At 36.3% G+C, this 17,570-nt stretch carries 18 protein-coding genes and 2 riboswitches; of the genes, 17 read left to right on the top strand and 1 reads right to left on the bottom strand.

Annotation, left to right across the window (positions count from 1 at the left end; translation table 11 throughout):
- The first annotated feature begins 181 nt into the window (after positions 1-181).
- A complete protein-coding gene (locus H7K77_RS08075; RefSeq protein ID WP_186577267.1) occupies positions 182-895 on the top strand; it encodes a YebC/PmpR family DNA-binding transcriptional regulator in 714 nt (237 codons plus the stop codon).
- A gap of 300 nt (positions 896-1,195) precedes the next feature.
- On the opposite strand, the gene H7K77_RS08070 is transcribed toward H7K77_RS08075, so the two are convergent.
- Entirely contained in the window at positions 1,196-2,065 is an 870-nt protein-coding gene (locus H7K77_RS08070) for an AraC family transcriptional regulator (RefSeq protein ID WP_186577265.1), read from the bottom strand.
- Positions 2,066-2,497: 432 nt separating this feature from the next.
- Here H7K77_RS08070 and H7K77_RS08065 point away from each other — a divergent pair, with 432 nt between their 5' ends.
- The 16 genes from H7K77_RS08065 to H7K77_RS07990 all read left to right on the top strand — a co-directional run bounded on the left by H7K77_RS08065 (position 2,498) and on the right by H7K77_RS07990 (position 17,392).
- Complete coding sequence (locus H7K77_RS08065) at positions 2,498-3,637, top strand: DUF2264 domain-containing protein (protein ID WP_186577263.1); 1,140 nt, start codon at positions 2,498-2,500, stop codon at positions 3,635-3,637.
- Positions 3,638-3,700: 63 nt separating this feature from the next.
- On the top strand, positions 3,701-4,696 hold the full coding sequence (locus H7K77_RS08060; protein ID WP_186577261.1) for a hydroxyacid dehydrogenase: 996 nt from the start codon (positions 3,701-3,703) through the stop codon (positions 4,694-4,696).
- Positions 4,697-4,845: 149 nt separating this feature from the next.
- Complete coding sequence (locus H7K77_RS08055) at positions 4,846-5,262, top strand: VOC family protein (RefSeq protein ID WP_186577260.1); 417 nt, start codon at positions 4,846-4,848, stop codon at positions 5,260-5,262.
- Between the two features lie 330 nt (positions 5,263-5,592).
- A complete protein-coding gene (locus H7K77_RS08050; RefSeq protein ID WP_186577258.1) occupies positions 5,593-7,341 on the top strand; it encodes a methyl-accepting chemotaxis protein in 1,749 nt (582 codons plus the stop codon).
- A 123-nt stretch (positions 7,342-7,464) separates the two neighbouring features.
- Positions 7,465-7,572, top strand: a riboswitch (TPP riboswitch).
- Positions 7,573-7,698: 126 nt separating this feature from the next.
- Positions 7,699-8,373 (top strand): thiaminase II, encoded by a 675-nt coding sequence (gene tenA, locus H7K77_RS08045; RefSeq protein ID WP_186577256.1) that lies wholly within the window; start codon positions 7,699-7,701, stop codon positions 8,371-8,373.
- A gap of 14 nt (positions 8,374-8,387) precedes the next feature.
- A complete protein-coding gene (locus H7K77_RS08040) occupies positions 8,388-8,969 on the top strand; it encodes an ECF transporter S component (RefSeq protein WP_186577251.1) in 582 nt (193 codons plus the stop codon).
- A 13-nt stretch (positions 8,970-8,982) separates the two neighbouring features.
- Positions 8,983-10,515 (top strand): ABC transporter ATP-binding protein, encoded by a 1,533-nt coding sequence (locus H7K77_RS08035; protein ID WP_186577249.1) that lies wholly within the window; start codon positions 8,983-8,985, stop codon positions 10,513-10,515.
- Positions 10,469-11,272, top strand: a complete 804-nt coding sequence (locus H7K77_RS08030; RefSeq protein WP_186577244.1) for an energy-coupling factor transporter transmembrane component T family protein — start codon at positions 10,469-10,471, stop codon at positions 11,270-11,272. Before H7K77_RS08035 ends, H7K77_RS08030 begins: the two co-directional genes overlap by 47 nt.
- Before the next feature lie 24 nt (positions 11,273-11,296).
- A riboswitch (TPP riboswitch) is annotated at positions 11,297-11,396 on the top strand.
- 46 nt (positions 11,397-11,442) lie between these two features.
- On the top strand, positions 11,443-12,075 hold the full coding sequence (tenI, locus tag H7K77_RS08025) for a thiazole tautomerase TenI (RefSeq protein WP_235988878.1): 633 nt from the start codon (positions 11,443-11,445) through the stop codon (positions 12,073-12,075).
- Between the two features lie 15 nt (positions 12,076-12,090).
- Entirely contained in the window at positions 12,091-13,248 is a 1,158-nt protein-coding gene (gene thiO / locus H7K77_RS08020; protein ID WP_186577242.1) for a glycine oxidase ThiO, read from the top strand.
- The gene (gene thiS / locus H7K77_RS08015) at positions 13,232-13,435 is read left to right on the top strand and encodes a sulfur carrier protein ThiS (RefSeq protein ID WP_186577241.1); all 204 of its coding nucleotides are present in this window, start codon (positions 13,232-13,234) and stop codon (positions 13,433-13,435) included. The genes thiO and thiS overlap by 17 nt, the downstream gene beginning before the upstream one ends.
- Before the next feature lies 1 nt (position 13,436).
- The gene (locus H7K77_RS08010; protein WP_186577239.1) at positions 13,437-14,204 is read left to right on the top strand and encodes a thiazole synthase; all 768 of its coding nucleotides are present in this window, start codon (positions 13,437-13,439) and stop codon (positions 14,202-14,204) included.
- Positions 14,201-15,220, top strand: a complete 1,020-nt coding sequence (locus H7K77_RS08005; RefSeq protein ID WP_186577237.1) for a thiazole biosynthesis adenylyltransferase ThiF — start codon at positions 14,201-14,203, stop codon at positions 15,218-15,220. Before H7K77_RS08010 ends, H7K77_RS08005 begins: the two co-directional genes overlap by 4 nt.
- Before the next feature lie 189 nt (positions 15,221-15,409).
- Positions 15,410-15,889 carry a YjdJ family protein gene (locus H7K77_RS08000; protein ID WP_186577236.1) on the top strand — a complete coding sequence of 160 codons (480 nt, stop codon included), beginning with the start codon at positions 15,410-15,412 and terminating at the stop codon, positions 15,887-15,889.
- A gap of 209 nt (positions 15,890-16,098) precedes the next feature.
- Positions 16,099-17,076, top strand: coding sequence for a ring-cleaving dioxygenase (locus H7K77_RS07995; protein ID WP_186577234.1), 978 nt, complete (start codon positions 16,099-16,101; stop codon positions 17,074-17,076).
- Positions 17,077-17,113: 37 nt separating this feature from the next.
- Positions 17,114-17,392, top strand: coding sequence for a DUF3219 family protein (locus tag H7K77_RS07990; protein ID WP_186577232.1), 279 nt, complete (start codon positions 17,114-17,116; stop codon positions 17,390-17,392).
- Positions 17,393-17,570: the final 178 nt, after the last annotated feature.

Genomic DNA, 17,570 nt, shown 5'->3' with positions numbered 1-17,570 from the left:
AATAGTGAACAAAGAATGAAGATATTCAACCGTCTCTAGTAAATGTCTAGTATAACTATTAACAAATACTGTTTATGAGGTATAATATAGTTTGTGATTAATGGAAATTTTACTATATTTTATTGGTTAATAGATATGTTGCTGTTAATCAGACATTAAAGTTGAAAGAGAGTGAACTTAAATGGGACGTAAATGGAATAATATTAAGGAAAAGAAAGCCGCAAAAGATAAAAATACTAGTCGAATCTACGCTAAATTTGGACGTGAAATCTATGTTGCGGCCAAACAAGGGGAACCTGATCCTGAATCTAACCAAACATTAAAATTTGTTCTTGAACGTGCCAAAACGTACAATGTACCGAAACATATTATTGACCGTGCCATCGAAAAGGCAAAGGGTGGTTCAGAAGAAAATTACGATGAACTACGCTATGAAGGGTTCGGGCCAAACGGATCAATGGTTATAGTAGATACCCTTACAAATAACGTTAATCGTACAGCATCAGAAGTGCGCGCGGCCTTTAACAAAAATGGCGGAAACATGGGTGTTAGCGGTTCTGTTTCTTATATGTTTGATGCTACTGCAGTAATTGGTGTGGAAGGTAAAACGGAAGATGATGTGCTTGAGATACTAATGGAAGCTGATTTGGACGCGCGTGATATTATCGAAGAAGAAGATGTTGTGATTGTATATGCAGAACCCGATCAATTCCACGCAGTTCAAGAGGCATTTAAAAATGCTGGTGTAACAGAATTTTCTGTAGCAGAATTAACAATGCTTGCTCAAAGTGACGTGGAACTTCCTGCTGATGGACAAGAACAATTTGAAAAAATGATTGATGCTTTAGAAGATTTAGAGGATGTTCAACAAGTTTTCCATAACGTTGACATGTGAGGATAAAGGAAGCAATACAAATGGTAAGGTCTTTTATTAGTTATGTGTATAAACTATGAAACACAATTAGTTGGCCAATTCGAGTATTATAAGATGGGTCTCATTTCATATTTGAAAATCTCTTATTAAATATAATAACCTTGACAATCAAGTTGTTTCCATTCTTTTGGTCCGTCTCTAAGTGATGGATACTTTTGAAACTAGATAAAAACAAAAACGTTTGGATTTTTAATATCCAAGCGTTTTTGTTTTCCGTCTATTCTTTAGGGTATTGGAACTATTATATTACTACAGTTTCTATTAGTTTGTGGATGACTGCTGCGAAAGTCTATATTGGTGTGGCGTAGTACCTATCATTTTTTTAAATAACTGGATAAAATAAGAAACACTTTCAAACCCTACATTTTGACTAACTATTTCTATAGGGTTATTAGTCATCTGTAATAATTGACAAGCTTGTTGGATTCTACGAATAGTAATATATTCAGTTAAATTACTTCCAGTTTCACGTTTGAATATTCTGGAGACATATGATTTTGATAAATGAAGTTCATCCGATAATTGTCCCAAGTCAAATGGTTCCTTATAATGTTCCTCTATCCAAAGCATAATACGTTCTGAGTAGTAAAGTGAACGGAATTCTTTATTAGAGGATGTATTTAACTGAACATCATGAATATTTGAACGGATACAAGAGAGTATTTGCATTAGAAAAAGCTGGCTATCCTCTTCCCAGTTGCTTGTTTGTAACGATTTATTAAATATCTCGCATATATCGTTTATGTATGGAAAGGCATCTTTTAGATCAAATGCTTGTGGTTCATTTATACCATTTTGCAATTGCTTTAATAACCCACTAAGACCTGGAAAAAAGTGCAAATTTCTCCCAAGAGATAATGGATCGAAGTGCAAGATACTCCGCTCATAAGGAGTGTGAGGGGAGACATCAACATATACCTTGTGTAATTGAAACGGTTGAAAAAAGAAAAGCATGCCTTTTTTTATTTCGTATGACTGTTGGTTCACAATTACACGACCTTGCCCACGATAAACAAATAATATTTCACATCCTTGATGCCAATGATAAAAACCTTGAAAGTTTTCTTCAGATACTCTTCGATAAATCCAATGAAAAGGTTTTAGATCAATTTGTTCAAATAAATTATTCACCATAGACCCTCCATAATTCTATTAAGTCTTGTTGTTTTTGTTAAGAACAGATCCAAATTTGCCAAGCTTAACCCTACTATAAAATCTAGAAGAAGTGAAAAATGAAAGATTATAGTATTACTTAAATTCAACTATAATATCAATTATAACTTTTTAGAAGGTATGCAAATCAGAATCAAATACTTAGTTTTTCTTCATCTTCATAATCATTTTCCATTTTAAATTAGACTATCTATCTAATAATCTTAGGACAACAGAACGATATTATTAGTAATTATACAACAACTTTAATGAAAATTTCTAAGTTATACTATACCAGTAATTGTAATGACAGAGATCGTTTAGCTGGGCATTCCAAACTAAAATGTATAGTAAAAGAAATAAGTCTTAGCCAAAAAGTGAAATTATTAAACTAACAAAAGGGGTGTATATATGTTACCTACTTATGATCGAGACTATTGGTTGAAAACAATGGATAAAATTGCTCATCCAGTCCTCAGTTCCCTTGCAAATCAGCAATTGAAGCAATTGATGCCTGTTGAAGGAACGTTGGATGACCGAGGAGATTATAGTCATTTAGAAGCGTTCGCCAGACTTGTATGCGGTATAGCTCCGTGGATAGAAAATGGTCCAGATGACGGAGAAGAAGGGTTGCTAAGAAAACACTATGCGGAGCTTATTCGAACTGGCATGAAAGAGGCAACGGACCCGTCTTCGCCTGATTATATGAATTTTACAGAGGGACATCAACCAATTGTTGATGCAGCCTTCCTTGCTCACGCTTTAGTACGTGCTCCTAAAGAGCTAATGGAAAAACTAGAGCCATCCGTTAAACTTAATGTTGTAGAAGCACTAAAACAAACACGAAACCGAAAACCCTTTTTCAACAACTGGTTATTGTTTGCAGCGATGATCGAAACAGCTCTATTTTTGTTTGATGAAGATTGGGATCCCATGAGGATAGACTATGCATTGAAACAACATGAACAATGGTATGTAGGAGATGGTATATACGGAGATGGGCCTGCTTATCATGCAGATTACTATAATAGTTTTGTGATTCAACCGATGATGGTAGATATTATTGACCAAATTGCCCATCTATCACCTGATTGGATGGATATGAAACAAACTATACACGAAAGAGCGATTAGATATGCTGTCATTTTGGAAAGAAGTATTTCACCAGAAGGCACGTATCCAATAGTAGGAAGATCAATAGCCTATCGTTTTGGCGCATTCCAGCATTTAGCACAAATGGCTTTGCAACACAGGTTAGATGATAGTCTCAAACCAGCCCAGGTACGTTGTGCATTGACAGCAGTTATGCGGAGGTCGATAGAGATACCAGGAACCTTTGATGATGAAGGATGGCTTAAAATAGGATTATATGGTCATCAACCTAATCTGGGAGAACCTTATATTTCTACTGGTAGTTTATATTTGTGTGCAACCATTTTTCTCCCATTAGGCTTGCCGTCAGACGATCCCTTCTGGCAAGGTGAAGAAGATTGGACCACAAAAAAAGCATGGTCTGGAAAATTCATACCAATTGACTCAGCTCTTTATTAACTTTTAGTCGAAACAAATTAAATAGATGCAAGTGTTTCCAACCAAATAGAAAGGGTGATAGCGATGGTAAAAGGATTGTATATAATGAATCAAGATACATTTGATATCGTGTATCCCGAACAAGTGAGGAAAGGAATTGAAGCGATATCAGATATTTATCGACCACCTATGACCAATCAACAAATCCAACAGGACATTTCTATCTTAAAGGAAGTAGAAGTCATTTTCTCTGGGTGGGGTGGTCCGAAGCTTGACCAAGCATTACTTGATGCCGCACCAAATCTAAAGGCGTTTTTCTATGCTGCTGGATCGTTAAAGAATATCGTAACAGAAGCAACTTGGAATCGTAATCTTCTAATGACTAATGCTGTTAGGGCAAATGCGATTCCAGTTGCAGAATTTACATTATCACAAATTTTATTCTGCTTAAAGAATGGGTGGGCGTATACGAGAAGTATTAGAAAAACCAAGCAATTCCCCCAAAAACCGTTTAACATTCCAGGTGCTTTTGGAAGTACTGTTGGAATCGTTTCGTTAAGTACTGTTGGAAGAATTGTATGTGAGTTGCTGAAGCCATTTGATATAAACATAATCGGTTATGATCCATACATAAGCGATGAAGAAGCTAAACAGTTAGGTGTTGAGCTATGCAGCTTGGAAGAAACCTTCAAACGGTCTGATGTAGTTTCTTTACATGCCCCTCTACTAAAAGAAACGGAAGGCATGATTACAAAAGAACACTTTTCAGTTATGCCTCCTAATTCTAGTTTTATCAATACTTCTAGAGGTGCTATTGTAAGAGAACCGGAAATGATTGAGGTTTTACAGGATAGACCAGATATAACTGCCGTCTTGGATGTAACGTTTCCAGAGCCACCAAGTCAAGATTCCCCACTATATCAGTTAGAAAACGTGGTATTAACACCACATTTAGCTGGAAGTGAGGGCGATGAATGCGGAAGAATGGGCTACTATATGCTAGAAGAGTTTAAGCGGTACTTAAACGGGGAGCCGCTACAATGGCAAGTGAAGAAAGAGCTTTTTAATATTTTAGCTTAATGAACACAACTAATTAGTATACGTGCTATAGCAAATAGTTAAACATATCCATACTTTCGTTATATAACATTTATTACTAGTACAATGGAGTGGATGAAGAATTAGATTGGATTAAAACCGCACTGTTAAGAATGGTAAGGGGGTTAATAATGGGTGAAAAGTTGATAAGAGTAGGGACTACTTATTTACCAGTAAGTGATGTTAAAAAGGCTAGTGGTTGGTATCAAAAAAATTTAGGGGCAAAGCTTAGCTATGAAGATGAAGATAAAGCAATTGTTAATTTTGCAAATCAAAGTTTTTTCTTAGTAAAGGCAATTGAAAAGGAAACCGCTAACTTTACAACGATCCATGACATTCCCCATTTTTCTTTAACATTTGAAGTTGACGGCTTGAAGGCACTTGAATCCATGTATAAGATATTTAAAGATACGAATGTAAAAGTTGGGCCAATCGAGAAAAGGGGACATTCAGGACAAAATTTTGTCTTCTGGGATTTAGACAATAATATGTTTGATGTATGGAGTGAATTAAGTCCAATTTATAAAAGCAACTATAATCTGGAGTAAAGTGATAATTACTCTTAAGAATAAATAACCCATTTCGGAAAATTGATATGGGTTATTCTTTATGTTCATACAGTTTCCATATGTACGTACATATTTTATCGAATTATGTTGAATAATGGTGTAAATGTGATATATTTAATAATATACTACATAAGATGACCATCCACCTTGTACGTATATTTCTATAAGGTAACAAAATTTTTATGATATAATTATGTCAACCTTAATAGTTAGTAATATTTATACGTATAAGTGGATGGCAACAGATAGGGAGTTGATTTTATTACACATAAAATGTAAGCGATAACAAATTTGTGGAGGTTGGGTGCTATGAAGAAAAAGAGAAAAGTAACGTTTTTTAAACCGAAAAAAACAGGTAGGGGTTTGTTCTCGAAATTGAATATTGGTAAAAAATATGGTCTTTCATTAATTATTATTTTTTTACTTTTTGGTATTTCCACAGTTGTCGTTACGAAACTTGTTAATGATATCGGTGGTAACGTAGAAGACATGGCTACTAGCAGTGATAAAGCGATGCAAATAACGGAATTGAATACATTATCTGAAAGTATGGGGTTACGTATAGCAAATTACGTTCATTATTCTACGGAAACATACTTAGCGGAATACGAAGATCGTAAAGAGCAGTTTAATAGTATTGTGGAATCTGTAACTTCGCAATTAAAAACACCCGAACAACAAGAATTACTTCAACAAGTAGTAACCAATCATCAAACGATTGATGAACAATTTGAGCAAGTAATAAAACCTGCTGTAAAAGAGGCGGATTTTGTAACTGCCAAAAGAACAGCACTTGAACTGGATAGGTTGTTTATTGATTCCGATGAAATTATAGATATTATTAGTGACTTAGTCATTCAAGAGCAACAAATAGCTGTTGATAATGTCCAAATAAGTCAACAAACTTCATTTATCACGTTAATCGTTTCGATGTTAGTATCTGTAATCATTGGGAGTATTTTAGTTTTCGTCATTAGTAGATCCATATCTAAACATTTAAATCAAGTAGTGGAAGTAAGTAACCAAATTGCAAGTGGTAATCTTGACACTGACCAAATTGATTATAAAGGCAATGATGAGATAGGTCGAATTGCACATAGTATGAACACAATGGGAACGAATTTAAGGGCAATGATTCATGATGTATTGGAAATATCAGATGAATTGGACAAGCAAAGTCATGTGTTAACAGATTCAGCTAATGAAGTCAAACTTGGTTCCGAACAGGTTGCTACTACTATGGGAGAATTATCAATTGGTATTGAGTCACAGGCTAGCTATGTCGGTGATCTTTCTTCTAAAATGGCTATTTACACGAGTAAGGTAGATGAAACCAGCGGAAGTGGTGACAGTATTCATCAGTCGTCGGAAGCTGTTATACATTTAACCCATGAAGGAACACAATTGATGAATACCTCCGTTGAACAGATGGCTAGAATTGATCGCATCGTAAAAGAGGCAGTTGTAAAAGTAAATGGATTAGATACCCAATCACAACAAATTACAAAATTAGTATCCGTTATTAAAGATATAGCAGATCAAACTAATCTCTTAGCTTTAAATGCTGCTATTGAAGCGGCTCGAGCAGGGGAACATGGAAAAGGTTTTGCGGTTGTAGCAGACGAAGTTCGTAAATTAGCGGAACAAGTAGGAGATTCTGTCAAAGATATTACTACGATTGTCAAAACAATTCAAACGGAGACGGGAAATGTAACAAATTCCCTAAAGGATGGTTACAGGGAGGTTACAGAAGGGACCAAGCAAATAAGAACAACTGGGGACATGTTTAAGCGGATAAGTGACTCTGTTGAAGAAATGGCTGATAATATCGAACTAGTAAAATCAAATTTACAAGGAATATCCCTAAATAGTCAACAAATGAATACGGCCATACAAGATGTAGCCGGGATCGCGCAAGAATCTGCAGCAAGTGTAGAAGAAGCTTCCGCAACAACAGAAGAAACTAGTATAACAATGGAAGAAATTGCATCAAATGCTAGTCAATTAACAAGCTTATCTACGAAATTAAATGGTTTAGTACGGAAGTTTAATAGTTAACACTGGATTGGGCTTTAACTATTAATAAGCGTTTGTATATGATGAACCTCTGCCAAAAGTGTTAAATTCTGTTTGACAATATTTAGAATCATGATATGATAAGTACGAAAATTGAATAAATTAGCAACCCACTAGGGGTGTCTTTGTTAAGACTGAGATTAAAGTGATACTTTAAGACCCTTAGAACCTGATCTGGATCATACCAGCGTAGGGAAGTGGAATGACGGAATTTTGTATTACTGTGCTTTTATATGAAATATTCCGATTATGCCCACTTTCTTTGCGCCCTAACGGCTTTAGAAAGTGGGTTTTTTGTATTTTACTATGGGTTGCAAATCTTAGAAAAGGGGAATGAGGATGAAATTTTCAGAAAAAATAAGGAAGGTTGCCGATCCCATTTGGCAGGCAAGTTTCGATCATCCATTTGTAAAAGGCATTGGTGATGGAAATCTGCCATTGGAAAATTTTAAGTATTATGTCATGCAGGATGCGTACTACTTATCACACTTTGCCAGAGTTCAGTCTTTAGGCGGGGCATTGGCAAAAGATTTGCATACAACAAATCGAATGGCCATTCATGCACAAGGTACATATGAAGCAGAATTAGAGTTACACCGAACCTTCTCGAAGCTTTTAGGCATTACCGAAGAAGAGCAGCGTAATTTTAAACCGTCACCAACGGCCTATGCCTATACCTCGCACATGTATCGCGCATCATTCGGTGGTCATTTAGGCGATTTACTCGCTGCCATCTTACCTTGTTATTGGCTATATTATGAAATTGGAGAACGATTGAAAATGCATAATCCACAAGAGCCTATTTATCAAAAATGGATAGAAGCGTATGGCGGAGACTGGTTCCGAAATCTTGTAGAGGAACAAATTGATCGACTAGATGAAATAGCAAGAAACACTAGTGCTCAAGAGTTAGAACGAATGGAAGAACATTTCGTAATTAGCAGTCAATATGAATATGGATTTTGGGAAATGGCTTATAACTTAGAAGACTGGCCTATTAAACTATCAAATTAAAGGATGGATGACAAATGAATAAAGGATTAAAATTATCCGACATTTTAGTAACAATTATTATTTCTCTTATCTTTGGACTTATTTATAAACTGTGGGGTCCTTTATACGGAGTTGTTTCTACCGTAGGCTTACATGCTGAACAACTCATTTATGGGATGTGGTTTATTGCAGCAACTGTGGCATTTTTAATTGTTAGAAAACCGGGTGTTGCTTTATTGGCAGAAGTTGCTGCAGCACATGGTGAATTTATTTTCGGAGGAGAATGGGGAGTAACAACTCTTATTTTTGGTTTAGGTCAAGGTTTAGCAGCAGAACTTATTTTTATGGCATTTGGATATAAAAGATTTGGAGTATGGGTTGTGTCATTAGCAGGATTAGCATCAGCACTAGCTTCCATTATCATTGATTACTTTTATGGATATGTTGAAGATTTAGCGCTTTGGAATCTAGGACTAATGTTTGGTGCACGAATATTAGGCGGTATTCTGATTGCAGGTGTTTTCGCTCATTTTATTGTCATTGCTTTAGAAAAAACAGGGGTAACGAATTTGGTACGACCAATATCCAAAGATGATTATCAGGCATTGGATCAGTAGATAGGGGGATAAGATGACAGTAGTTACAAGCGTTGAAAATTTACGATTGAAATTTCCAGGTAGCAACTCTCTACTGTTTAGAGATTTTTCATTATCTGTTCAAAAAGGAGAAAAGGTTTTAATTGTTGGTCCGTCAGGTTCTGGTAAATCTACACTGTTACAAGTGTTAACTGGTTTAATCCCAGATTCAATTGAAGTGCCAATAAAAACAGATAATGTAACAACACCTTCGTCTTGGGGCTTCTTATTTCAAGATCCAGATACCCAATTTTGTATGCCATATGTAGATGAGGAACTTGCATTCGTATTAGAAAACCTACAAATACCTAGAGAGCAAATGGAAGAAAGGATTAAAGCAAACCTGGATCAGGTTGGATTATCCTTCGAAGATATCCATACTTCTATTCAAACATTGTCTGGTGGGATGAAGCAAAGGCTTGCGATTGCATCCGTTTTAGCATTACAGCCTGAGGTGCTTTTTTTAGATGAACCAACTGCCTTGTTGGACCCTGAGGGTACCGATGAAGTATGGAAGACAATAAAGCACATCGGTGAAGATAAGACATTAATTATTGTAGAGCATAACATTGAGAAAATTGTCGATTTTGTTGATCGAGTTATCTTACTTAATGAGCACGGAAAACTAATTGCAGATGGCACAAAAGATTACATTTTCAAGTATTATACAGATACTTTGCGTGAACATGGCATTTGGTATCCAGGTGTATGGGATGATTACTTAGCGAATTCATCTTTAAAACAAACCTATCATGAGGAAAAGGATAGTCACCAGGAAAGGATTTGTTTATCTGAGTTTACGGGGTTTAGAAGGAAAGAAAAAAAAATTGAGGTGAGGAAAGCGGATATTCATTCAAAAGAATGGATTGCGATCATTGGAGAAAATGGTGCGGGGAAAAGCACACTCTTACACGCTTTAATGAAGCTAATTAAAACTAAAGGCTTGTACAAAATTAATGGACAACAATACAACAAGGTCGACGAGGTCACTAAGCATTTATCATTTGTTTTTCAAAACCCCGAATTTCAATTTATCTCTAATTCCGTTTACGATGAAATTACGTATTCATTATCACAAGAGAATTGGAACCAAAAAGAAATTGATAAACGAGTAGAGGAATGTTTAGACGTATATAATCTGTCTAAGGTTAAAACGAATCATCCTTATCAGTTGTCATTAGGCCAAAAAAGAAGATTAAGTGTTGCTTCTGCAATGGTTAGGCAACAGCCTTTTCTGCTATTGGATGAGCCAACCTTTGGACAAGATGCAAGGAATACCTTTGATATCTTGGAGCAGTTAGAAGCGATTAGGTTACAAGGATCCACTATTTTAATGGTGACACACGATATGAAGATTGTAGAGAATTTTGCTACAAGGGTTTGGGAAATCAGAGAAGGTAAACTAGTAGAGGATTGTACACCGAATGAATGGATAAAAAGGTCTGCAAATTCACTTAAAATAACAGATGAAGGGAGAAGTAATGACAATGGAGTTAAGCTCTCAAGTAACTTGGTTACACAAAATTAATCCGAGCTTTAAGTTTGTAATCATTGTCATCCTTTTTCTCGGGTTACTATTTATCCATGATATTAATGTGATGGTCAATTTGATGTTCGGAACATTAATCTTATATGTATGCTTTACTGGACATCCATGGAAACGGCTTTTATTAATCGCTATTCCTTTCCTGTTGATCTTTATCACATCTTCAACCTCTATGATTTTCTTTGGGAAAGGAGACGTAACGTGGTTTAAGTGGGGATTCATTCACATTACGGAGGAAAGCTTTTTTAGAGGAGTGCATCTAGGTGTCCGTGGGATAGAGTTTGCTTTACTAGGTGTTACGTTTGCTTTAACGACTAGACCTGTCTATCTCTTTTATTCCTTTATGCAACAGTTAAAGTTAAAGCCAAAATATGCTTATAGCTTTATGGCAGCCATTCGATTATTACCCATTATGATAGAGGAATTACAAACGCTGCGATATGCATTAAAAATACGTGGGGTAAAACACCATAAAGGGTTAAGAGGTTTATATGAAAGATTGAAGTTTTTCTCCATCCCTTTACTTGCTCAAAGTATTAGAAGAGCTCACCGAATTGCAGTGGCGATGGAAGCTAAACGCTTTAGTCAAACGAGTAAGCGTACGTATTATTATCAGTTAGGATTTTCGAGATACGACTTTTTATTTGTTGTTTTCTTTCTTTTGATCATTACCATTTCTTATGTAGCGATGATTTACTTTCCTTATGTTGATATACATGATGTTCGGTACGAGGGATGACTTTCCGATAATTTCATATTTTTTCTAACTCACTAGGGGTGTCTATACGGACTGAGATGGTTATACCTAACCCTTTGAACCTGATCTAGTTAAAACTAGCGTAGGGAAGTGGCTGTATCATGTGATTTAACATGTAGTAGTAAAGCCACTCTATTTCGGGGTGGCTTTTGTTGTATAGAGGAATGGAGGTGAGAGGAATAGCTAAACAATTACATGTTGTATCAACGGGAAATCAAACAACAGAACATCTCCTCACGATTCTTAGTTGTATTCATCCATTTATAGACGTCATTCATATTAGAGAAAAGAATAGATCTGCAATCGAAATATATCAACTAGTAACAAGATTGATTGATTCTGGGGTTCCTTCATCTAAAATCATGATTAATGACCGACTTGATATTGCACAAATTACCATGGTACGAGGTGTTCAGCTGGCACACCACTCTTTACCACTAGCTGTAGTTAAAAAAAACTATCCTACCTTGCAGATAGGGAAATCTATACATTCTAGTCAGGAGTTAGCGGAAGCTGAAATGCAAGGTGCCGACTATGTTATGTATGGTCATATTTTTCCGACAAATTCAAAAGCAGGATTGCCACCCACTGGCTTATCGAAATTACGAGATATAAAGAAACAAAGTACAATTCCCGTAATTGCAATTGGAGGTATTAAACCTAACAATATTCGACAAGTGCTAAATGCTGGTGCAGATGGGATAGCGGTCATGTCAGGGATATTAGAGGATAAGGACCCAGAAACGACCGTTAAAAGATATAAAAATATGCTATCAAATCTATAAGAAACGGGTGATAAGATGAACCAAATTTATGATTCTATTGTGATCGGCGGTGGAGTAATAGGTGGTTCCATCGCTTACCAATTAGCTAGACGTGGCCAGAATGTTCTACTAATTGAAAAGGATAGAATTGCAAGTAAGGCGTCCTCTGCTGCTGCTGGAATGTTGGCAGTTCAAGCAGAATTGGAGGAAGAGAACCCGCTGTTTTATTCGGCAATTCAAAGTCGAAATATGTTCCCAAATCTCTCGGAGGAGATTCTGGATACGTGTGGTATTGATATTGAATTGATCAACCGTGGTATGTATAAAGTTGCAGTATCGAATAAAGAGGTAGAGGACTATCAACAGATCCTCTCCTCACAAAAGAAAACAGGCCAAAAAGCGGAGTGGATGTCACAGGATCAATTGCTAGAAGGAGAGCCTTATCTGTCTGATGAAGTACTTGGGGCTATGTTTTTGGAAAATGATGGGCAGGTTTCTGCACCACAACTAACAAATGGGATGATTAAGGCAGCTATCGTATTCGGGGCTGAAGTGAAAGAATTTACTGATGTGGAATCCCTTTTATTAAAAAAGGGGCGAGTAGTTGGAGTGAAAACGAATGAGGGCGATTTTCACAGTGAAAATGTTGTCGTGACAACTGGTGCATGGAGTAGGGGGCTATTAAGGGAAACCGGTCTTAACCTAAATGTATATCCGGTAAAAGGAGAGTGCTTGTCTGTTACAACAAACAAACCTATCTTATCACGGACGATATTTTCTGATGGGTGTTACCTTGTGCCAAAGAGAGGCAATCGGATCCTTGTGGGTGCCTCTGTTAAACCATACACGTTTAATCAACAAGTATCTGCTCATAGCATTTCTATGTTATTGGATAAAGCGATCAAGTTACTCCCCAAGATAAAAGATGCTGAATGGGAAAAAGCATGGGCGGGAATTCGACCTCAAACAGAAGACGGATTACCATATCTAGGAGAACATCCAGACTACCGGGGTTTATTTGTTGCCACGGGCCACTTTCGGAACGGAATATTACTTTCGCCAATAACTGGAGTTGTTATGGCAGATCTAATGGAGCGACAATCTCCTACAATCGATATATCGGCGTTTCGGTTGGATAGACACGACCGATTGTATGTAAACCAAAAGGAGGTAAGTAATGAATTTATTCATTAACGGTCAAAGTGTGGAGCTCTCAGATTCTATTAAAACAGTAGGTAGTTTACTAAACTATTATGGTTTGGGCGACAAGGTTGTCATTGTTGAATTAAATGCGACTATTTTAGAGAAAGACACTCATCAAGAGACGGCAATCTCTGACGGAGATAAATTAGAACTTGTTCATTTTGTAGGAGGCGGTTGAGATGTTGCAAATAGGAAATTATAAATTTAAGTCTAGGTTATTATTAGGTACGGGAAAATATCCGAATTTTGATATACAGAAACAAGCGGTAGAGGTGTCAGATACGGAGGTACTGACATTTTCAGTTAGAAGAATGAATATATTCGAACCGAGTCAGCCAAATTTTTTAGAGCTACTAGATTTAGACAAGTACACACTACTCCCAAATACTGCCGGAGCCAAAACCGCAGAGGAAGCAGTTCGTACAGCTAAATTAGCAAAAGCGTCAGGACTTTGCGATATGATTAAAGTGGAAGTTATTGGTTGCCAAAAAACTTTATTACCAGACCCTATCGAGACTTTGAAGGCTTCAGAGGAGTTATTGAAAGAAGGATTTACCGTTTTACCGTATACATCAGATGATGTACTGTTAGCGAAGCGATTAGAAGAGCTAGGTTGTCACGCTATCATGCCAGGTGCATCACCAATCGGTTCAGGGCAAGGGATTATTAATCCGCTAAACTTGAAGTTTATCATCGAGCAAGCGAATATACCTGTTATTGTAGACGCAGGAATCGGGACACCCTCAGATGCTGCAATTGCAATGGAAATGGGAGCGGATGGTGTTTTATTAAACACTGCAGTATCTGGTGCCAAAAATCCCGTTCAAATGGCAAAAGCCATGAAGCTAGCCATTGAAGCTGGTAGATTAGGTTATGAAGCTGGGCGGATTCCGAAGAAACAGTATGCATCAGCTAGCAGCCCTACCGAAGGGATTAGTATTGGATGAGTAATCGGTATTCTCGTCAGGAACTATTTTCTCCTATTGGCAAAAAAGGCCAAGATAGGATAAGAAATAAGCATGTATTAATTATTGGTGCCGGGGCTCTTGGCGCAGGAAATGCTGAATCACTAGTTCGTGCAGGTATTGGAAGACTTACAATTGCGGATCGCGATTATGTAGAATCAAGTAATTTACAGCGACAACAGCTATATACAGAGCAAGACGTAAAGAATCGATTGCCGAAAGCGATAGCTGCAAAGAAACGGTTGACACAGATAAACTCTGATGTGACTATTGATGCGCTTGTGATGGATGTTTCAGTAGAAGAAATGGAAAAACTAGTTCGTGGAGTAGATGTGATAATTGATGCTACTGATAACTTTGATACAAGGATGATCATTAACGACATTTCCCAAAAATATAAAACACCTTGGATTTATGGAGCTTGTGTTGGTAGTTACGGTCTTAGCTATACATTCATTCCAGGTAAAACACCATGTTTACAATGTTTACTTCATACAGTCCCAATTGGTGGATTGACATGTGATACAGCGGGAATCATCAGTCCTACAGTACAAATGGTCGTGGCGCACCAAGTAACAGAGGCACTTAAGATTTTAGTAGAAGACGATAAAGTACTGCTATCTAAGCTCGTTTCATTTGATTTATGGAAAAATGACCATACAGCGATTAATGTAGATAGCTTGAGAAGAGGTACCTGTACCTCCTGTGGAAATAGCCCAATTTACCCATATTTACATCCAGATAATCAAACAAAAACAGCTGTATTATGCGGCCGTGATACGGTTCAAATTAGACCACCGAGACAGACGCCTAGAGATCTAGTCACACTCGCTGATAAACTTTCCAAACTAGGTGGTAAGATCTCGCAAAATGATTTTTTACTGTCTTATTCTTCTGGTGCAATCAGAATGGTTGTTTTTAAAGATGGTCGAGTGTTAATCCACGGTACAAAGGATGTAGTAGAAGCTAAAACGCTATATCATCGGTACATAGAATAGTTCTAATAAAAAATAAATAAGTTGAAAAAGATCAGTCTAGTAGATTGATCTTTTTTTATACTAGTAGGTGATAATTATACAATAATATAAGATCGTGATTCACATATAAAACAACTTGGAATTTTATGTTAATATTAGAAGTGTAAAATATCTAATACGGAGAAACTTTTTTGGGAAGAAGGTATTAAGTTGAAATTTATACTATCCTATCTAATAGCTATATCCACTTTTATATTTGCTACCTTGGCCACTTGGTATGAGGGAAGCACAATCATTGACGATCCATGGGAATGGAATTATTCTGCTGATTTTACTAGGTTGGGCAATGAGGAGAACATAACAAGTTCTAGTCAAATTTCCCAACTAGATCACTTTATATATGCAGCAAAATTTAAACCCACCTTTCCTGTTTTAATGGTGTTAAGCTTTACCTTCATTTTAATGATGACGGCCTATTTGTTAACAAAGCGACGTCCAAAAATGAAAATTTTATTCCATGTTTTATTAGGCAGCGTACTATTATTTATAGGGTTCCTAATTCAGGATTCACCTACTTTAGGCGGAAAATTATTTACTTGGTTTTTTATACTTTGCTCTAGCGCTAACATTATATTGGTACTTATTCTTTTAGGTAAATCAAGAAGAAGAAAATTTGCAAAAGTTTCATGATTAAGTTATTTGATAGTGAATACTGTAATAGTTGATATAATTAGCCATGATTTAGGGCATAGAATAGGTTATATAGTAATAACAGAACATTTATCTTGAATTAAAGATAAATTCGATGATAAACTTGATTCATAAAATGTATTTCCATCCTTATATAAGGGAATATAAAAGCATAATATTGTTTGTTATAAAGAGTTGGAGGAATATAAATGGATCAGTTAAAAGGAATTCACCATGTTACAGCTATAACTAGTAGTGCGGAAAAAAACTATGAATTTTTTACATACGTGTTAGGAATGAGATTAGTAAAGAAAACAGTTAATCAGGATGATATCCAAACGTATCACCTGTTTTTCGCAGATGACACTGGTAGCCCTGGGACTGATATGACGTTTTTTGATTTTCCAGGTATTCCAAAAGGGGTACATGGAACGAATGAAATATCTAAAACATCGTTCAGGGTACCAAGTGATGCCGCTTTAGAATATTGGGAAAAGCGTTTTGATAGATTGGAAATCAAACATACAGGTATAAAGGAGCAATTTGGCAAAAAAACACTCTCCTTTGAAGATTTTGATGAACAACAATACCAATTAATATCTGACGAAAAGAATCAGGGGGTAGAATCAGGTACACCATGGCAAGACGGACCTATTCCACTTGAATATGCCATAACAGGTCTAGGACCAATCTTTGTTCGGATTCAAAACTTTGATTATTTTAAAGAGATGATGGAAAAAGTTTTACTATTCCAAGAAATAGATCAAGATGGTTCCTTTCACTTATTTGAGGTTGGGGAAGGCAGAAATGGTGCTCAAGTAATTGTGGAACATAATGTTATTCTTCCTCAAGCCCAACAAGGATTTGGAACTGTTCACCACGCAGCTTTTCGGGTAGAAGACCGTGCTGCACTAGATGCCTGGGATGAGTGGTATCACAAATTTGGTTTTCAAACATCTGGGTATGTGGATCGCTTCTTCTTTAAATCGCTTTATGCTCGTGTGGCACCACAGATTTTATTTGAACTTGCTACAGATGGTCCAGGATTTATGGGGGATGAGCCATATGAGACACTAGGTGAAAAACTTTCTTTACCTCCGTTCCTAGAGGCAAAACGTGAAGAAATTGAAAATTATGTAAGGCCAATTGATACAGTTAGAAGTACAAAGCAATTTACAAAGGAATAGTATTCTGTAAATCTAGACGGAATAAGGAGTTAAACAGATGGTTACGGAGATATATTTAGATGATTATTTGCTCCACCTGACAAAGTACGATGAAGAAATAGAAAATAATATAAATAAAATTACAGTTGTTTTTAAGGTTACACATGAGCAATATCATGATGTATCGACTTTACTTTACAGAGGCTCCTTTCATGTAAAAGTACCCAAACGTGATCTGGAGTTTAAAGGCAAAATAGTCAATTACTCGACTTCCATTACTAATTTATATAATAAGGGAGAAGTGGGAGAATTTAGAGTTACATTATTAGAAGAATAAAAAGTAAAATGGTTCTATATATTTACTAGTTCAATCCACAAAATAGTTGTGGAACTATACATGCTCAGAAATTAGTATTAAACGCCTTCGACAGTTAGAGTTTTGATTTCTAACTGTCGAGGTGTTTTTAACATTTCTTAACTTCTTACTTCCTTACTATGTATTAGCTAATCATAAT

The organism is Aquibacillus kalidii (assembly GCF_014280935.1).
Taxonomy (GTDB): Bacteria; Bacillota; Bacilli; order Bacillales; family Amphibacillaceae; genus Aquibacillus_D; species Aquibacillus_D kalidii.
The sequence above is the reverse complement of the archived record's forward strand: the minus strand, read 5'-3'. Positions and strand labels throughout refer to the sequence as shown.